The 16,891-nt window shown below is 72.9% G+C and carries 13 protein-coding genes and 1 pseudogene; 8 read left to right on the top strand and 6 right to left on the bottom strand.

Features of this window, described 5'->3' with window-relative positions:
* Window positions 1–12 precede the first annotated feature (12 nt).
* Window positions 13–1,839, bottom strand: a complete 1,827-nt coding sequence (locus tag ACFY3L_RS04375) for a tetratricopeptide repeat protein (protein WP_389318588.1) — start codon at window positions 1,837–1,839, stop codon at window positions 13–15.
* A gap of 84 nt (window positions 1,840–1,923) precedes the next feature.
* Here ACFY3L_RS04375 and ACFY3L_RS04370 point away from each other — a divergent pair, with 84 nt between their 5' ends.
* Window positions 1,924–3,282: a hypothetical protein gene (locus ACFY3L_RS04370; protein WP_389318586.1), complete on the top strand. Its 1,359-nt coding sequence runs from the start codon at window positions 1,924–1,926 to the stop codon at window positions 3,280–3,282.
* Here the strand turns inward: ACFY3L_RS04370 and ACFY3L_RS04365 are convergent.
* The 3 genes from ACFY3L_RS04365 to ACFY3L_RS04355 are packed head-to-tail and all read right to left on the bottom strand — an operon-like array spanning window position 3,206 to window position 5,486.
* Window positions 3,206–3,433, bottom strand: coding sequence for an NUDIX domain-containing protein (locus ACFY3L_RS04365; protein WP_389319159.1), 228 nt, complete (start codon window positions 3,431–3,433; stop codon window positions 3,206–3,208). The genes ACFY3L_RS04370 and ACFY3L_RS04365 overlap by 77 nt on opposite strands.
* A gap of 44 nt (window positions 3,434–3,477) precedes the next feature.
* Window positions 3,478–3,864 (bottom strand): TIGR03618 family F420-dependent PPOX class oxidoreductase, encoded by a 387-nt coding sequence (locus ACFY3L_RS04360; RefSeq protein WP_389318584.1) that lies wholly within the window; start codon window positions 3,862–3,864, stop codon window positions 3,478–3,480.
* On the bottom strand, window positions 3,861–5,486 hold the full coding sequence (locus tag ACFY3L_RS04355) for an ABC-F family ATP-binding cassette domain-containing protein (protein WP_389318582.1): 1,626 nt from the start codon (window positions 5,484–5,486) through the stop codon (window positions 3,861–3,863). Before ACFY3L_RS04355 ends, ACFY3L_RS04360 begins: the two co-directional genes overlap by 4 nt.
* Before the next feature lie 124 nt (window positions 5,487–5,610).
* Between ACFY3L_RS04355 and ACFY3L_RS04350 the strand changes: the two genes are divergently transcribed.
* The 4 genes from ACFY3L_RS04350 to ACFY3L_RS04335 all read left to right on the top strand — a co-directional run bounded on the left by ACFY3L_RS04350 (window position 5,611) and on the right by ACFY3L_RS04335 (window position 11,807).
* On the top strand, window positions 5,611–7,506 hold the full coding sequence (locus ACFY3L_RS04350) for an MDR family MFS transporter (RefSeq protein ID WP_389318580.1): 1,896 nt from the start codon (window positions 5,611–5,613) through the stop codon (window positions 7,504–7,506).
* A gap of 1,703 nt (window positions 7,507–9,209) precedes the next feature.
* Window positions 9,210–10,658: a hypothetical protein gene (locus ACFY3L_RS04345; RefSeq protein WP_389318578.1), complete on the top strand. Its 1,449-nt coding sequence runs from the start codon at window positions 9,210–9,212 to the stop codon at window positions 10,656–10,658.
* A 169-nt stretch (window positions 10,659–10,827) separates the two neighbouring features.
* Window positions 10,828–11,166, top strand: coding sequence for a hypothetical protein (locus ACFY3L_RS04340; RefSeq protein ID WP_389318576.1), 339 nt, complete (start codon window positions 10,828–10,830; stop codon window positions 11,164–11,166).
* Complete coding sequence (locus ACFY3L_RS04335; RefSeq protein WP_389318574.1) at window positions 11,163–11,807, top strand: nucleotidyl transferase AbiEii/AbiGii toxin family protein; 645 nt, start codon at window positions 11,163–11,165, stop codon at window positions 11,805–11,807. Before ACFY3L_RS04340 ends, ACFY3L_RS04335 begins: the two co-directional genes overlap by 4 nt.
* A gap of 90 nt (window positions 11,808–11,897) precedes the next feature.
* Here ACFY3L_RS04335 and ACFY3L_RS04330 read toward each other — a convergent pair whose 3' ends face one another.
* The gene (locus ACFY3L_RS04330) at window positions 11,898–12,167 is read right to left on the bottom strand and encodes a hypothetical protein (RefSeq protein WP_389318572.1); all 270 of its coding nucleotides are present in this window, start codon (window positions 12,165–12,167) and stop codon (window positions 11,898–11,900) included.
* Window positions 12,168–12,366: 199 nt separating this feature from the next.
* Here ACFY3L_RS04330 and ACFY3L_RS04325 point away from each other — a divergent pair, with 199 nt between their 5' ends.
* On the top strand, window positions 12,367–14,529 hold the full coding sequence (locus ACFY3L_RS04325; protein ID WP_389318570.1) for an acyltransferase family protein: 2,163 nt from the start codon (window positions 12,367–12,369) through the stop codon (window positions 14,527–14,529).
* 27 nt (window positions 14,530–14,556) lie between these two features.
* Window positions 14,557–14,658: pseudogene (locus ACFY3L_RS04320) on the top strand (sigma factor); the annotation flags it as partial.
* 166 nt (window positions 14,659–14,824) lie between these two features.
* Here the strand turns inward: ACFY3L_RS04320 and ACFY3L_RS04315 are convergent.
* Window positions 14,825–16,291 (bottom strand): IucA/IucC family protein, encoded by a 1,467-nt coding sequence (locus ACFY3L_RS04315; protein WP_389318568.1) that lies wholly within the window; start codon window positions 16,289–16,291, stop codon window positions 14,825–14,827.
* A gap of 196 nt (window positions 16,292–16,487) precedes the next feature.
* Between ACFY3L_RS04315 and ACFY3L_RS04310 the strand changes: the two genes are divergently transcribed.
* On the top strand, window positions 16,488–16,853 hold the full coding sequence (locus ACFY3L_RS04310; RefSeq protein ID WP_389318566.1) for a hypothetical protein: 366 nt from the start codon (window positions 16,488–16,490) through the stop codon (window positions 16,851–16,853).
* Window positions 16,854–16,891: the final 38 nt, after the last annotated feature.

The raw sequence follows: 16,891 nt of genomic DNA, 5'->3' as shown, positions 1-16,891 counted from the left end.
CGGTGCGCGGCGCTACCGCTGACGCCGCCGGAAGAGCCGGCCGAACCGTGACGGGGAGGCCGGCTTCTCCGCGCGGGCGGGAGCCGCCGGTACACCCGACACCTCAGCGGCCAGGGCCAGCATGTCCGGGACCATGCCGGGGACGATCCGCACCAGCGCCGCCAGGGAGTCCTTGATCGTCACCGCCCTGGTCCGCGACGCCCGCACCGCCGCCAGGAACCGGCGGCCGACCGTGTCACAGACCTCCACCCGGCACGCCGGGTCCAGCCACGCCGCGACCGTCAGCGCGAAGAGCGCCGCCTCCGTCGTCCAGTCCTCCACGCCCCACGCGATGTCGGTCAGCAGCCGCCGCTGCGCGGCCGTGTCCCCGGGGTCGGCCGGGTTGCGCAGCTCGCCGCAGTGCAGCAGGCCGAGGCACGCGAACACCTGCGCCGAACGCTCCCACCAGCCGTCGGGCAGGTCCGCGAACCGTTCGGGCCGCGCCGGAGGGTGCACCAGCAGCGACAGCAGCTGCTCGACCGGCAGCTCGCCGAGGGGCATCGCGTGGTCGTAGGCGGCGACCGGGTGCGGCCACACCGGACCGGCGATCCCCGCGAGGAGGGCCTGGCCGGCCGCGGAGGCGGGCTCGACCGTCGGATAGGCGGTGGTCCCGTCGTACCGCCACAGCACCCGCACCTCCTTCAGCGGCCGCACCAGGTCGGGGGCCGGGGCGCCCTCCACCCGCACGGTGACGCCCGGCACCTGGCGGCGCAGCACGGCGAGGGCGCTGGGCACCTCGAGCGCCGACAGCGACATCCCGCCGTCCATCGTGGCCCGCTCGGCGGCCGGGATCCGGTGCAGCGTGTTCACGCACGCCTCCGTCGGGCCGGTGACCCGGCCGAGCCACGCGAGCCGCTCGCACGCCTGCGCCAGGTCGGAGTGCTCGTGGCTGACGACGGGGTGCTCACGGATGAAGTCGGCGAGCGCCACCAGGTGGTTCGCGTCGCCGTCGCGCTGGAACCGCAGCCGGTGCGCGGTGTGCACGGCGCAGTCGTAGTCCGACCGGCGGCGCATCCCCTCCTCCAGCAGCTCGATCGCCTCGTCGACGCGGCCGGAGTCGGCGAGCCAGTTGGCCATGTCGGCGCACAGGTCCACCTCCTGCGGCGCCGCCCGCCACGCCGCGCGCATCACCTTCAGCGCCGCGTCGAGGCGGCCGTCGGCGCGCAGGGCGTACGCGTACCAGACCGACGTCAGCTTGTCCGGGTGCAGCCGGTGCCCGCGGGCGCCCCAGCGGACGGCCTCCGCCGTGTCACCGAACCGGCGGCCGAGCCCGGCCGCGGCCCCGTGCAGCAGCGCGTGGCCGGGGTGGGCGCGCAGCGACCGGCGGGCGAGGTCCAGCCACACCTCGTTGGCCTTCGCCACCGGCGGCGGCGCCGGGTCGCCGAGCCGCTGCATCACCCCGACGAAGAGCCGGGCGAGGTCGTCGGGGTCCAGGCCGGCCGGGTCGGCGGCCCGCACCCAGCTGACGTCCGCCCACGGCTGCTCCGGGTCGAACCCGGTCGCCTGCGCCAGCATCCGCAGCGCCCCGATCGGGTCGGCCTGCGCCGTCACGTGCGCCCGCGCCACGACCGTGCCGATGAACGCCGGCTCCCGCAGCGGGAACAGCTCGGCGACCTCACCGCCGGCCCTGACGGTCAGCGCCGCGAGCAGCTCATGGACCTCCGGCAGCCCGGGCGCCCACGCGATCGCGCCGGCGATGTGGTTGGCGGCGTGCTCGAGGTCGTCCTCGGCGAGCGCCACCCGCGCCAGGGACAGCTCACCGTGCGCCTGCGCCACCGGATCTTCGACATCGTCGGCCACCCGCGGAGAGTAGAGCACGCCGAACGGATGACGCCGGGCGGCGTGTGGGCAGCGCCGGTCGTCGATGCGCGGTAGCGTCGCCGCATGACCGAGGCCCGACCCATGCGTGAGCTCGCACCGCACCTGGTCTGGGAGGCGGTGCTCCTGCTCGCCGCCGGTGCCGTCGCCGCCGGTCTGCTCAACGCCCACGCCGCCGTCTTCAGCCGGGGCCAGTCGTGGCCGGGCATCGCGATCCTCGGCTTCGCCGCCTGCGGCCTGGCCCTGTCGCTGCGCACCGCCACCCCGAACCTGGCGATCGGCTCGATCGCGGTCCTCGCCGGCTGGGTGTACGCCGGCCGGGTGAACGACGGCACGCCCGTGCCGGCCGCGTTCCTGGTCGCGGTCCTCGCCGCGTTCGGCGTCGGCGTCGTGCTCGCCCTCCTCACCGGCCTGACCGCGCTGCCCGCGTGGGCGGTGACGCTCGGCGGCGGGTTCGTCGTCTCCGCCGTGCTGCTCAAGGTCACCGAGGGCCGGCTGCTCCAGGTCACCGGCGCCCACGCGTCCGGCGGCTTCGGCTGGTGGGTCACCGTCTTCGTCGCCGGATCGATCGCGGGCGCCGTCCTGTTCGCGCTGCCGGCCGCCCGCCGCGGGCTCACCGCGAACCGCCCCTCGGGAGCGGAGGACCCCGCGCGCTGGCGGCCGGCGAAGCTCACCGGCGCGCTGGTCGGGGTGGCCGGCTCGGCGGCGCTCGCCGGGGTCGCGGGGGTGCTGTCGACCCGGCTGACCAGCGCGGCCGTGTTCACCGAGTCGGGGCAGCTGCCGTTTGCGCTCGCCGCGGTGCTGCTCGGCGGGGTCAGCGTGTTCGGCCGCCGGGCGGGCGTGTTCGGTGTGGTCCTCGGCGTGTTCATCGTCGACGGGGTGCGCCGCTGGCAGCTGATCGAGGGGGTGCCTGCGGCGACGACGCTGCTCACGACCGGGCTGCTCGCGGTGGTGGGGCTGCTCGCGGTGTGGCTGCTGGAGCTGGTGGGGCGCCGGGTGGCACCACTGGCGGCGGCACCGGCCGCTTCTGATCTCGTGCCGCCGCCGGCCGCTCCTGGTTTCGCGCCGCCGGCCGCTCCTGGTTTCGCGCCGCCGCCGGTGTACGACGTGAGCCCGCCGCTGTCCGGACCGTCCGGGCCGTCGGGAATTCCTGCGCAGTCGACCGGCTTTCCCGCACCGCCGGCACCGACCTCGGGCGGACCCGTGTTCGGGCAGCCGGCGTACCCCAGCCAGCCGCCGGCGAGCGGGCCGCCGCAGCAGTACCCGGGCGTGATCCCGCAGCCGTGGACGGTCCCCGGCGCGGGCGGCCCCGCGCCGCAGGTGCCGTCGCAGCCGGTGTCGCCGCCGGTCAGCGGCCCGCCAAACTCGGACCCGCCGGCCGGCTACCCGCAGAACCCGCCGCCGGCGTGGCCCCCGCAGAACTGACGGCCTCCCGGACCTCGCGCACGACCGTGTCGCCCGGCTGCTCGCCGGGCTCGACCATGCCGGCCAGGACGGCCCACCCGCCCGTGTCGCTGCGGCGGGCGAGCAGCAGCCGGCTCCGGTCGTCCACGGCGATCCCGCCGACCCCGGGCAGGAGCAGCAGGTCGTGCCCGATGTGCGCGCATGGTCCGGATGTGGTCAGGAAGCCCCATGCGGCGAACCTACCCGGACCGTCCCCAGCACCCGGGTCACCGTCACGACGATGACGACCCGCGCCGGGTTGGGGCGCGGCGTCCGGTACCGGTCGGCGTAGCGCCGCTCGGCGTCCGCGACGGCCGCCGGGTCGTCGTCGATGACGGCGGTGCCCTCCAGGGTCGTCCAGCGACGCCCGTCGACCTGGCAGATCGCGACCCGCGGGTTGGCGCGGACGTTGCGGACCTTCTGCGACGTGCCCGACGTGATGATCCGGGCGATGCCGGTCGTCTCGTCGTAGGTGGCGCCGACGGGCGCGACGTGCGGGGTGCCGTCCCTGCGGATCGTCGTGACCGTGCACAGGTGCCGTTCGGTCCAGAACTCCCCGCTCACCTGACCGTGACCTTTCCGTCGTGCACGTCGATGTGGCGGGTCGTGCGGACCGCCTCCAGCATCCGCCGGTCGTGGGTCACCAGCAGCAGCGTGCCGGGGTAGCCGTCCAGCGCCGACTCCAGCTGCTCGATCGCCGGCAGGTCCAGGTGGTTCGTCGGCTCGTCGAGCACGAGCAGGTTGACGCCGCGCCCCTGCAGCAGCGCCAGGGCCGCCCGGGTCCGCTCGCCGGGGGACAGGCTCGCAGCGGGCCGCAGCACGTGGTGCGCCTTGAGCCCGAACTTCGCCAGCAGCGTCCGCACGTCGGCGGGCTGCTGGTCGGGCACGGCCTCGCAGAACGCGTCCAGCAGCGGTCTCGCCCCGACGAACAGGCCGCGGGCCTGGTCGACCTCGCCGACGACGACGCCCGGGCCGAGCGCCGCGGTGCCGCTGGTCAGCGGGGCCCGCTTGAGCAGCGCGGCGAGCAGCGTGGACTTGCCCGCGCCGTTCGCACCGGTGATCGCGACCCGGTCCGCCCAGTCGACCTGCAGGTCCACCGGCCCGAGCGTGAACTCGCCGCGGGTCACGACCGCCCGGTTGAGCGTCGCGACGACCGCCCCGGCGCGCGGCGCGGCGGCGATCTCCATCCGCAGCTGCCACTCCTTGCGCGGCTCCTCCACCACCTCGAGGCGCTCGATCAGCCGGTCGGTCTGGCGGGCCTTCGACGCCTGCTTCTCCGTCGACTCGATCTTCTTGCCCTTGCCGATCTTGTCGTTGTCGGACTGCTTGCGGCGGGCGTTCTTGACGCCCTTCTCCATCCACGCGCGCTGCATCCGCGCCCGCGCCTCGAGGTCGGCCTTCGTGTCGGCGTACTCGTCGTACGCCTCCCGGGCGCGCCTCCTCGCGATCGCCTTCTCCTCCAGGTACGCCGCGTAGCCGCCGCCGAAGAAGTTGACCTGCTGCTGGGCGAGGTCCAGCTCCAGCACCCCGGTGGCGGTGCGGGCCAGGAACTCCCGGTCGTGGCTGACGATCACGGCGCCGGCCTTGAGGCCCTGGACGAACCGTTCGAGCCGCTCCAGGCCGTCGAGATCGAGGTCGTTGGTCGGCTCGTCCAGCAGGAAGACGTCGTACCGCGACAGCAGCAGCGACGCCATCCCGGCCCGGGCCGCCTGCCCGCCGGACAGCGCCGTCATCGGCAGGTCGAGGTCCACGGCGAGCCCGAGGTCCGCCGCGACGGCTCCGGCGCGCTCGTCGAGGTCGGCGCCGCCGAGGGCCAGCCAGCGCTCCAGGGCGTCGGAGTACTCGTCCGGGTCCTGTTCGATCCGCTCCGCGGCGGCGTCCATCCGCCGCTGCGCGTCGGCGACCCCGGTGCGCCGGGCCAGGAACTGCAGCAGCGTCTCACCCTCGCGGCGGTCGGGCTCCTGCGGCAGGTAACCGATGATCGCGGTCGGCGGGTTGAGGGTGAAGCCGCCCGCCTCGGTCGGCAGCAGCCCGGCGAGTGTGCGCAGCAGTGTCGACTTGCCCGCCCCGTTGGCCCCGACCAGGCCGATCACGTCGCCGGGCGCGACGACGAGATCGAGCCCGGAGAACAACGCCCGATCGCCGTGACCGGCCGCGAGCTCCTTCACCACCAGCGTGGCGCTCACCAGTTACCTCCGCAGTTTCTGTCGTACCCCGCGCATATTGTGTCTCAGTGCGCGTCACTGGGTAGGCGGGAGTAGCCTGATTTCCGGAACGCCATCGGCTCGTAACGTATATTGGGGGACCGCCTTGAGCTCGACGACAGGCGAAGACACGCTGACGCACCGCCAGATCCTGACGATCCTCGGCGGGCTCATGATGGCGATGTTCCTGGCCGCGCTCGACCAGACCATCGTGTCCACGGCCATGCGCACCATCGCCGACGACCTGGGCGGCTTCTCCATCCAGGCGTGGGCGACCACGGCGTTCCTGATCACGTCGACGATCGCGACCCCGCTCTACGGGAAGCTGTCGGACATCTACGGCCGCAAGCCGTTCATCCTCTTCGCCATCGGCATCTTCATCCTCGGCTCCGTGCTGTGCGGCATCGCCGGGTCGATCTACCAGCTGGCCGCCTACCGCGCCGTGCAGGGCATCGGCGCCGGCGGCCTGTTCTCCCTCGCGTTCGCGATCATCGGAGACATCGTCCCGCCCCGGGAGCGCGCCAAGTACCAGGGCTACTTCCTGGCCGTCTTCGGCACGTCCAGCGTCCTCGGCCCGGTCCTCGGCGGCTTCTTCGCCGGCACCGACGAGATCCTCGGCGTCACCGGCTGGCGCTGGATCTTCTACATCAACGTGCCGATCGCCCTCGCCGCGTTCCTCGTCGTCATGCGCGTGCTGCACATCCCGCACCGCCGGCAGGACCACCGCATCGACTGGCCGGGCGCGGTCGCGCTGATCGTCTGCCTCGTGCCCCTGCTCACCGTCGCCGAGCAGGGCCGCGAGTGGGGCTGGGGCTCCGGCCGCTCCGTGCTCTGCTTCGCCATCGGCGCCGTCGGCCTTGCCCTGTTCCTCGTCGCCGAGTGGTCCTACAAGGACGAGGCCCTGCTGCCGCTGCGCCTGTTCCGCGGCCGCACGTTCTCGGTCGCCTCGACGGGCAGCTTCATCCTCGGCATGGCCATGTTCGGCGGCCTGCTCACCCTCCCGCTCTACCTGCAGATCGTGAAGGGCGCCACGCCCACCGAGGCCGGCCTCATGCTCCTGCCGCTCGTCCTGGGCATCATGAGCGGGTCGATCATCTCCGGCCAGGTCATCGCCCGCACCGGCAAGTACCGCAAGTTCCCGATCATCGGCTCGTTGCTGATGGTCGCCGCCCTCGCCCTGTTCTCCCGCATCGGCGCCGACACCCCGCTGTGGCAGACCATGCTGGTCATGGCCCTGATGGGCCTCGGCCTCGGCGGCAACATGCAGCCCGTGATCACCGCCGCCCAGAACGCGGCGAACCCCCGCGAGATCGGCGTCGCCACCTCCACCGTCACGTTCTTCCGCTCCATGGGCGGCACCCTCGGCGCGGCCGTCTTCCTCTCCGTCCTCTTCAGCCTCCTGCCGGACAAGATCAAGTCCGCTTTCACCGCCGCCCAGACCACGCCCGAGTTCCAGGCCGCCGCCCGCGCCCACCCCGACCAGCTCGAGGCCATCAGGCAGACCGGCACGGCGGGCAGCGCCAGCGCCTTCAACGACACCTCGTTCGTCAACCGGCTCGCCGACGCCCTCTCCCACCCCTTCAAGGTCGGCTTCTCCGACGCCATGAGCGTCGTGTTCATGGTGGCCGCCGGCATCATGGTCGTCGGCTTCATCGTCATCCTCTTCCTGCCCGAGATCCCGCTCCGCTCCCAGTCCGCCGCCCAGCAACGCGCCGCCGAGGACGCTGCCTCCGCCGCCGCCGGTGGCCCTTCGCCCGCCGCCGCCGACGCTTCGTCCGCTGCTTCCACCTCGGCCCTGTCCGGCAACGGCCGGCCGGCGGCCGCGTGGGACGCCAACGGCTCGAGCCGCACCACCAACGTCAGGGCCTCGTCGACAGGCGCCCACGCCGCCGACGGCGTCGCCGACCCGCACCCCGACCACGCTCCACACCACGCCGCCGGCGCCCACGAGGCGGACGGCGAGTCCACTCGCACCGAGGTGCAGCCCCGCCACGCCCGCTGAACTGTCCGCCCGCTGGCCTCGCCGCCGTGGTCCTTGCCCGACCCCGGCGGCGGGGCGGCTCGGTGACGGCGTCCATGAGGCTGACGGCGAGGCCACCCATGGCTGGGTGTAGCCCGCCACGCCAGCTGACCTCGCCGCCTGCTTCTGACCCGTCCGCTGACGTCGCCACCGTCGCGCCCTTACCCGGCTGGCGGCGGTGGGGCGGCCCCGTCTCGCCGGCAGGTGTCCCGACGCGGCGGTGCCGGGCAGACGTGCTATCCGCTCCGTCGGCAACGGATGTCATGGGCGGCAGGTGACTGGGCTTGGCGACGGCGGCCAGCGGACTCGGGTGGATGCGCTGACGTCAACGCCTCGGCGACGGGCATGCACACCGCCGAGGGCGTCGCCGACCCAAACCCCGACCACGCCCCGCAGCATGCGGCCAGTGCCTACGAGGCTGACGGCGAGGCCACCCACAGCGCAGCCCCGCCACGCCGGCTGACCTTGCCGCCTGCTTCCCGTCCGTCCGCTGACGTCGCCGCCGTCGCGCCCTCACCCGGCTGGCGGCGGCGGGCCGGCCCTGTCTTGCCGGCCGGTGGTTTGGCGACGCCACGGCCACCGGATTCCGGTGGATGCGCCGACGTCAAGGCCTCGGCGACGGGCGCGCACGTCGCTGAGGGCGTCGCCGATCCATGCCCTGACCATGCTCCGCACCACAGGGGCGGCGCGCATGAGGCCGCTGGCGAGGTCACCCGCAGCACGGCGCAGCCCGGCCACGGTCATTGACCTGTCGCCTGCTGCGCAGCTGCCCGCCGACCCGGCCGCCATGGTCCGGCCCCGGCCCCGGCCCCGGCTCCGGTGGCGGTGGGGTGGCTCGGCGACGGGCGCTCACGCCGCCGAGGGCACTGCTGACCAGTACCCTGACCATGCTCCGCGCCGCGCGGCCGGTGCCCATGAGGCTGAGCACGAGGTCGCCCACGGCGAGGTGCGGCCTCGCCACGCTCACTGACCTTGCCGCCATGGTTCTCGCCCGGCGCCGACGGCGGAGCGGGGCGGCATGTGGCTGGGCCGGCTCGGTGACGGCAGGCGGCGGTCGCGGGATGGTGTGGCACGGTGACACGGGGCACCTGTCGGTCAATGGGCGCGCCCTGCAGCGCCCACTTGCCACCCGCCGTCGCACGATGGGGACAGCGGGGCGGAAGCAGACTGGACGGCGCGATGGCGGTCGTGGTGCGTGCGTCGCGCTGCCTGTGCTGCGGTCGCATCTGGCTGACGTCGCGAGCAAGAGGCGAGATCGCTGAAGTACAGAAAGCCGGTCGCCGTCAATATCATCGAGCCGGTACTGTTGCGGACATGACGAAGAGAATCGAGTCTTCCCCGGTCCGGTGAGCGTGGCCGGCGAGCGCAGCGCGCTCGATCACCCGGTGTCCCTGTTCGAGCATGCCCAGCGGCTGCATCGGCTGACCCCGAATGGGCCACTGCCTGACGGAGGACGGCCCCTTCCGTACAGCGGCGAGCATTCGGACACCCCGAGCCCCGAACGCAGGCGGGCCTTGCTGACCGTCCTGCAGGAGTACATCAGCAACGAGACGCTGTCGGCGCAAGACCTACACGGGCAGTGCATCCATCTGGCGTTCGGCGCCAAGGGGGACGTTCGTCGAGCGCTGCAAGAGCTGGGACCTGAACGTTCGCCACGGCTTCTGCAGACTGCCCGGTGGCTCGTCGTGAACGGCACGGACCGGCGGGCGGTGCTGCTCGGGCTGGGGCTGTTGGACGGCAACGCCGAACAGCGCGACGCCGCCTCGATCAGGACCGTCGGGCTGCTGTACTTCGCGGAACGGCCGGCCGTCGAGGCACTGGCGAAGATCCCCGCCGCGGCACGGGACCTCATCTGGCTCGCCGAGCGGTCGCGGAACCATTCCCGGGTCATCGCCGCCGTCGCGCTGGCCGGTCATGCCGACCCGGCGGTGCGTCAGTGGGTGCTGTCGACGCCGCGGGGCCTGCTGTCCAGCGACGTCGCACGGCAGATCGCCGAAAGGTGTTCGCTGGCGGAGATGCTCGGCCGCCCCGCCGTGGACGACGTCACGTGGGACCAGGCGGGAAACCTCCTGCTCGCGATGACCAGCACCCGCAACTACCGATACGAGATCAACCGATACGACCAGGCGGCCGCCGCGTACCAGCGGTGGGTCGCGCTCGCCGGCACGAGACCGGCGACGCTGGAACGGGCGGCCCTCATGACCATGATCGCTGAGGACCTCTGCACCGGGCCGGCCGCACCGGTGGCCGGCGACCTCCGCGAAGGCCTCATCGACCAGATCAACAAGGTGCTGACCTCTGCGCCGTGGACCGACGCGCTGCGCCGTTGCGCGGGTGCGGGCGATCCGGTCGAGGGCAGGCGGGCGGCCTGGGTCGTCCACCGGACGGCCCGCAGCGGCATCCCCGAGGAGCGATTCGCCATCCGGTTCGTGGTGCCCGACCCGGATCCGGCCGGATTCCCGCGCGTCGAGGCAAGGATCGTCATCGACGGGCTGCCGATCGTCGCGAGCGCCTTCGACAAAGGGCCCGCAGAGGAACCAGAGCGGCTGATCTACAGCGGGCGGCTCAGGGCCACGGCCGAACCCAGGGATGTCCGGCTCGCCGAGGCGTACTGCACCGAGGGGTGCTGCGGCGGGCTGTACGTCACGATCGTGCGCGACGGATCCGACGTGGTCTGGAGGGACTGGCGCTCCTCCACGCCGGGTGACCCGCCACCGGACATGCGGTTCGACGCGACGCAATACGACCGGGAGATCACCCGGGCCGAGCAGGACCACGTCTGGGAGTGGCCGGCCAGGACGCTGGCCCGGCGGGTCGCCGAGCGCCTCCGCGCTGATCCGACGATCCTGGGTCGGTGGGACTGCGCCCCCGGCTGGTGCACAGCCTATTTGAAGGAGTACGGCCTCGCCCGCCTGACGTTCAACTATCCGGCCAGCACCGGTTCGTTCGACGACCCGTTCATACAGTTCGGCCTCGTGGTCGAGATTCGTGGTCAAGCCCCGGACGTGCTGGCCGGCGAGCTCATCGAGTCGATGAAGGACACCGACCCGAAATCCGTCGCAGAGATGATCGGTGGCAGCAAGGACGCGGCCGAAAAGCTCGGCCTTGCCTACCGGAGACCGAGCCGTTGGTAGGCGGCGGACGGTGAGTCCGCACCTTCCACCTAGTATCCTAGGAAGGTTAGGCGGAGGGTGCGACGTCACACCGCGGGTCCCCGCCGGGACCCGCCGCGGGAGCGGTGAGGCGGAAGTACAGCGTCGCGGCGGTACACTGGCCGCCTACCACCCATGGAAGGGCCGGACGATGCAGGACGAGACGGATCCGGGGCGCCTCGCGTTTCTCGCGCGGCCGCATCGGCCGGCGCTTGTCTCGCGGACCCTGACTGAGCTGCGGGGACCGGTCCGTGGAGTCGTCGAGCTGCCGCAGCGGTTGATGTGGAATCCGCGGCGGGACTTCGACCTGGACAACCCTGACCTGCTGCTGTGGATGTATGAGAACGTGCTGCGCGAGGCGATCCGCGTCGAGGAGCTGCGGCGCTGGGTCAACGGGCGGCGGCTGGTCAGGGTGTGGCCGGAGCTGAACCTGCCGCGTGGGGTCCGGCTGGCGTGGGAGGCCCGCCATCAGCCGTTGCGGCTGAGGTGAGCACGACCGACCCGTTCTACACCGAGGTTGCCAGGATCGCCCTCGCGGTGGGGGAGCGGCACGGGTTCGTGCTCGGGGGCGGGTTCGCGTGGTTGATGAGCGGGCTCGTGTCGCGGCCGACCGAGGACGTCGACCTGTTCACCGACACCGACGGCGGGGCCGGGCGGGCCGCCGACGCGGTGTGCCGGGCGTTGCGGGACGCGGGGTACACGGTGCAGGAGGAGGAGGCCGATGACCTTCTCGACCTGTTCGCCGGGTTCGACCAGCGGGAGTTCACCGTCGGCGACGGCGCCAGGACGGTGCGGCTGACGTTGAGCCGGCTCGACCGGAGCGAGAGCCCAGTGATGATGGACGTGGGGCCGGTCATGCACCGTGACGACCTCATCGCCACGAAGGTGGCGGCGCTGGTGAACCGGCGGGAGGTGCGGGACTACATCGACGTGGCCGCGGCGCTGCAGCACTACTCCGTGCCGCAGCTGCTCGAGCTGGCCCGGCGGCAGGACCCGGGGCTGGAGGACGAGGACGTGTCCGCGGCCGGCCGTTACCTGGACCGGCTCGACGACGGCCGGTTCGCCTACTACGGGCTGACCCCGGACCGCGTCGCCGAGCTGCGGCAACGGCTGAAAGCCTGGCCCCGGTAGCGGCTGGAAGCCTGGGCCACGAGCCAGAGGTAGGACTGATTACGCGCGGGCCAGGGCGGCCTCGTGGGCACGAGCCAGAGGTAGGACTGATTACGCGCGGGCCAGGGCGGCCTCGTGGGACAGGACGTCGGCGAATCCGCGCAGCGTGCGGTCGACCTGGCGGCGGGCGGCCTGGCCCTTGCCGGTGACGTATGCGGAGCCCGTCAGCTCCATCCGTTCGCGCCCGTTGGTGCCGAGGACGCGGGTCACCAGGACCTTGCCGACGCCGTCGACCTCCATGACGACCGGGTGGGCGCGGTGCTCCCCGAGGCCGCACCGGTGACCCCTGGCGCACCATTCGGGGTGGTCGTACGGACGCATGAGGCAACCTCCGGAAGATGAGAACGCGTCAACTCCATCGACGGTACGAGCGGCTACCAGCACGTACTACGGATTGTGACGTGGGCTACCGCAGCGTCACCGGTACGAGGGAACCGCTGCGGTGAGCCGGCTCACCTGACAGGCAGGCGCCTGGAGGGACCCGCTACCGTGTGCCGGTGCCGAACCGCGGGAGGGGTTGTTGACCACCTATCAAGCGCAACGGCGATCCGCGGACGTCAACCCGCAGCGCTCGCAGGGGAGGCCGCAGGCGCCGGCCGCGGACCGGTTCCGCCCCGACATCGAGGGGCTCCGCGCCGTCGCGGTGCTGCTGGTGGTCGCCAACCACGCCGGCCTGGGGCTCGTGCACGGCGGGTACGTGGGCGTCGACGTCTTCTTCGTCATCTCCGGGTTCCTGATCACGCTGCACTTGTTCCGGGAGCTGCAGCAGACCGGGCGGATCCGGTTCGGGGCGTTCTACGGGCGGCGGATCGTGCGACTGCTGCCGGCGTCGACCGTCGTGGTCATCGCCACGGTCGCGGCCGCCTGGACGTGGATGTCGCCGGTGCAGGCGAAGGCCGTGGTGTTCGACGCGCTGTCCGCGGCCGCGTACGGGATCAACGTGCGGCTCGCGGTCCTTGGCACCGACTACCTGTCCGCGGAGCTGGAGCCGTCGCCGCTGCAGCACTTCTGGTCCCTCGCGGTCGAGGAGCAGTTCTACTTCATCTGGCCGCTGCTGCTGCTCGCCGCGGCCGGCAGGACGGCGAGCCGGCGGCGGGCCGCGGTCGCGCTCACGGGGCTCGGCCTGGTGTCGTTCGCGGTGTGCGTGTGGCAGACCGGGCACTCGCAGCCTTGGGCGTACTTCGGGATCCAGGCCCGCGCGTGGGAGCTGGCCGCCGGCGCGCTGATCGCTCTCGCGGCGGAGCGCCTCAAGGCGGTGCCTGGGGCCGCCGTGGCGACGTGGCTGGGTGTCGCCGCCATCGTCGCGGCCGCGGTCATGTTCGACGAGACCACCAGGTTCCCCGGCATGGCCGCGCTGCTCCCGGTCGCCGGAGCGGTGCTCGTCATCGCCGGTGGCGCCGCGCGGCCCAGGCACGGCGCGGTCGCGGTCCTGGGAACCGCGCCGATGCAGGCGATCGGCAAGCTCTCCTACAGCTGGTACCTGTGGCACTGGCCGGCGCTGATGCTCGCCCCGCACGTCGCGGGTCAGGAGCTCGGCACGTGGGTGAAGGCGGCGGTCGCGGCCGGCAGCCTGATCCCCGCCTGGCTGTCGCTGCGGCTGGTGGAGAACCGGGTCCGGTTCAACCCGGTGTTCAAGCGCCGCCCTGGGCGGGGGCTCGGTCTCGGTGCCACCCTCACCGCGCTGACCTTCGGCGCCGCGGCGATCTTCCTCGGGCTGCCGAACGAGGTGAAGGGCAAGGGCACCGCGCAGGACACGGCGAAGGCCCTGGCGCAGCCGTCCGCGGTGTCCGAGGCGCAGCAGCTGGCCGACGCGCGCAAGAAGCTGCTCGACCTGATCACGACCAGCGCGGCCGTGACCGCGATGCCGCAGAACCTGACGCCGCCCGTCACCGCCGCCGCCAACGACCGCCCGGAAGGGTCGAAGGGCTGCCTCGCGTCGCTCGACGAGACGACGATCAAGACAGCCATGAACCAGCACTGCGACCAGCACGGTGACCCGCGGGGCAAGGCGACGATGGTGCTGTTCGGCGACTCGCACACCGAGCAGTGGTTCGACGCGGTCGACGCGGTCGCGAAGAAGCGGCACTGGCGGCTCGTGGTGCTCACGAAGTCGGGGTGCACGCCCGCCGACGCGTACACGATCAAGATCAACTCGCGGCGGGCGTTCACGGAGTGCGCGACGTGGCGCGAGGAGGCGTTCACGAAGATCAAAGAGCTCAAGCCGGCGTTGGTACTGCTGTCGACCCGCACCTACTCCGACCCGCCCGTCGACAAGGCCGGTGCGCCGGCCGGGGACAAGGCGGAGGCCGACGACCTGTGGTCCGCCGCGCTGATCCGCTCCGCGAAGCGCATCCAGCAGCTGGGCGCGAAGCCGGTCATCATGCAGGACACCCCGGACCCGCGGGGCACCAGCGTCCCCGACTGCGTCGCCGCCCACCCCGCCGCGGTCCAGCAGTGCGCGCTGAAGGTCACCACCGCGATCTACGCCACCCGCAGGACCGCCAACGCCGACGCCGCCAAGACGGCCGGCTTCACGGTCATCGACCCCACCACCTGGTTCTGCACCGACACGGTCTGCCCGGTCATCGTCGGCAACGCCCTCGTGTACCGCGACGGTAGCCACGTCACGAGCAGCTACGTCAAGCTGCTCACCCCGCTGCTGCAGGCCGAGCTACCGAAGTAGCGTCGGCCGGTTCGCTGATTGAGGGGCGTGCCGGACGCCGACTGGGCATCGCATCGCCCCGGGGTCTTCGGGGCGGCCTACCGCATCCTGGGCTCCGTGGCCGAGGCCGAGGACGTGACGCAGGAGGTGTGGTTGCGCGCCGGCCGCTCGGACGTCCTGCGACGTGCTGAAGTCGGCCCGCGTCCGGCGCACCCACCCGGCGGTCGACGACGCCGCGAAGATCCTCGCGGCCGCCGACCGCGTCCACGTCGAGCTGCCGTTCTTCCCCCGCGACGAGTAGGGGCCCGGCGGTGTCTCAGCGGAGGGGGTTGGGGATGTGGCACCAGAGGTCGTCGAGGGGGTCGTCGGCGAGGCGCATCGCGGTGGTCGCTTTCAGGGGCCAGGTGTCGGCGAAGCATGCCTTGCGGTCGTCGGGGTCGGTGACGGTGGTGTGGAGGGTCGCGGCGACGGTGTCCCAGGCGGTGGTGGTGTGCTCGGGGGCGAGGGCGTGGACGAGCTCGGTGAGGACGGTGGACAGGGCGGCGGCGAAGAGCTTGGTGCGCAGCTCGTCCTCGTCGTCGGTGGGGAGGGCGCCGATGAGCGGCGGCATGGGGAGGCCGGCACCCTCGAGGCGGGGCTGGTGGACGTGCAGGCCGCCGAGGTCGCGGTACCAGATGGTGGTGGGGCGGCCGTCGCGGAGCTCGACGAGGGTGTTCTGGCCGTGGGCCTCGAGGGCGACGCCGTCGCGGAGCAGGGCGAACAGCGGGGGCAGCAACAGCCGGACCAGCCGGCCGAAGAAGGCGGGGGTGAGCAGGTCGGGGCGGTGGGGCAGGACGGCGAGGGGCACGACGAACGCGTCTGGCGGCGGGGCCTGCCGCCAGACGGCACCGAGGGCGCGCTGCGGGTCGCCGTGGTCGTCGAGGACGGTCGCGGTGGTGGTCTCGCCCAGCACCCGCAGGCCGGCGGTACGGGCGGCGAGGGTGGCGACGAGGTCGGAGGCGAGCGGCCCGTTGTGGACGGCGGCCGCGGACAGGGTGCGGACGGCGCTGGTCATCTGGACCTCGACCGCGGTCTTCAGGTGCTCGCCGGGGGTGTCGTGCGGGGCGAGGGTCCGCAGCGACATGAGGGGGGCGGCGGGCAGGTCGCGGCCGGTGTCGCGGACGAGGCCGGTGGCGAGGGCCCGGTCGAGCTGCCACGGGTGCACTGGCAGCAGCGGCGGGCGGGGAGCGCCGGCCGTGCGCCACCTGGCGGGGTCGACCTCGACGATGCGGAGCCGGACGGTCGGGTGGTGCTCCGGCGCGTACGCGAGCACGTCGGCGGTGCTCATGCCGATCCTGGTGCGGCAGCACGGGTGCAGCGGATGCCCGTCCACGACGGACTGCTCCAGGGCGACGAGGTCGTGGGCCGCACCGTTGGCCGATGTGTTGGCGGATGTGTTGGCGAGGCCCAGGGCGAGGTTGGCGACGCTGTTGTCGAGCTCGCGGACGAGCCGGTCGGTGTGGCCGGTTGGGCGCAGCGCCTCCAGGAGCCGGGCGGGATGGGTGTGCGCGACGCCGTCCGCGGTGACCGTGGTGGGCGCGGTGCTGTACAGCTGCCGCTGCGGCGACGCGCTCAGCCGCCGCGGGTCGACGATGCCCTCCCGCCACAGGGCGCCCAACAGTCGGCGCATCACGCCGGCGCGTGCCGCGGGCAGCGCCCGCACGTAGGGGTCGACCAGGTCGGGCCGGATTTCGCGCAGTACGCGCAGCGTCGTCGTCTCGTCCGGTGCCTCTAGCGCTTCCACCCTCAAATCCTAGCATCCTAGGACGCCTTAGGCGACGTGCCTGACGGCACGCCTTTGAAACCCCTGTCTGCGACAGGGGAGGCGGGGCTGGAGTGGTGGTTGGGAGTCGCGTCATCCGATCGGCCGGACTTGTCCCTGCGGTCAACGGGCTGCCTGTTCACCTGCGGTGATGCTGTCATGTACGGGAGGATCAAGCGTGGAGCACGGACGCTTCGGGAGGCACCACATGGAGATTCGACAGTTGTCGCCGGCCGCGCACGCCGCCGTGCCGGCCAAGGCGACGAACCCACACGCGGTCGAGCCGGTCGCGCCGCCTCCGAAAGGCGGGTTGCCGGGGTCTCAACAGGTGTTGAGCCGGCTGACGCCGGGGGATCGCGCGGCGATCTCGGGGTTGACGGGGTATGACCTGTCGCCGACGGGAGCGGTGACGAACGTCGGTGGGATGCCGCCGTGGTCGTTCATCATGGCGTTCGCGGCGTCGCGGACGGCGGGCCAGCCGGTGGAGGACGAAGCGTCGTCGAAGGACGTGACCGGCGTCGAGCATGTCGACGTGACGGTGTAGCGCGCTTGTCGGCTTTCGTGCGGGCGTGAACGCGGGTG

Origin of the sequence: Dactylosporangium sp. NPDC000521 (genome assembly GCF_042898305.1) — a bacterium.
Lineage (GTDB): Bacteria > Actinomycetota > Actinomycetes > Mycobacteriales > Micromonosporaceae > Dactylosporangium.
The sequence above is the reverse complement of the archived record's forward strand: the minus strand, read 5'-3'. Positions and strand labels throughout refer to the sequence as shown.

Excerpts from the sequence above, each read along its gene's own strand:
- ACFY3L_RS04370 (WP_389318586.1), top strand. The coding sequence starts at position 1,924 with ATGACCGAGGCCCGACCCATGCGTGAGCTCGCACCGCACCTGGTCTGG.
- ACFY3L_RS04340 (WP_389318576.1), top strand. The coding sequence starts at position 10,828 with ATGCAGGACGAGACGGATCCGGGGCGCCTCGCGTTTCTCGCGCGGCCG.
- ACFY3L_RS04330 (WP_389318572.1), bottom strand. The coding sequence starts at position 12,167 with ATGCGTCCGTACGACCACCCCGAATGGTGCGCCAGGGGTCACCGGTGC.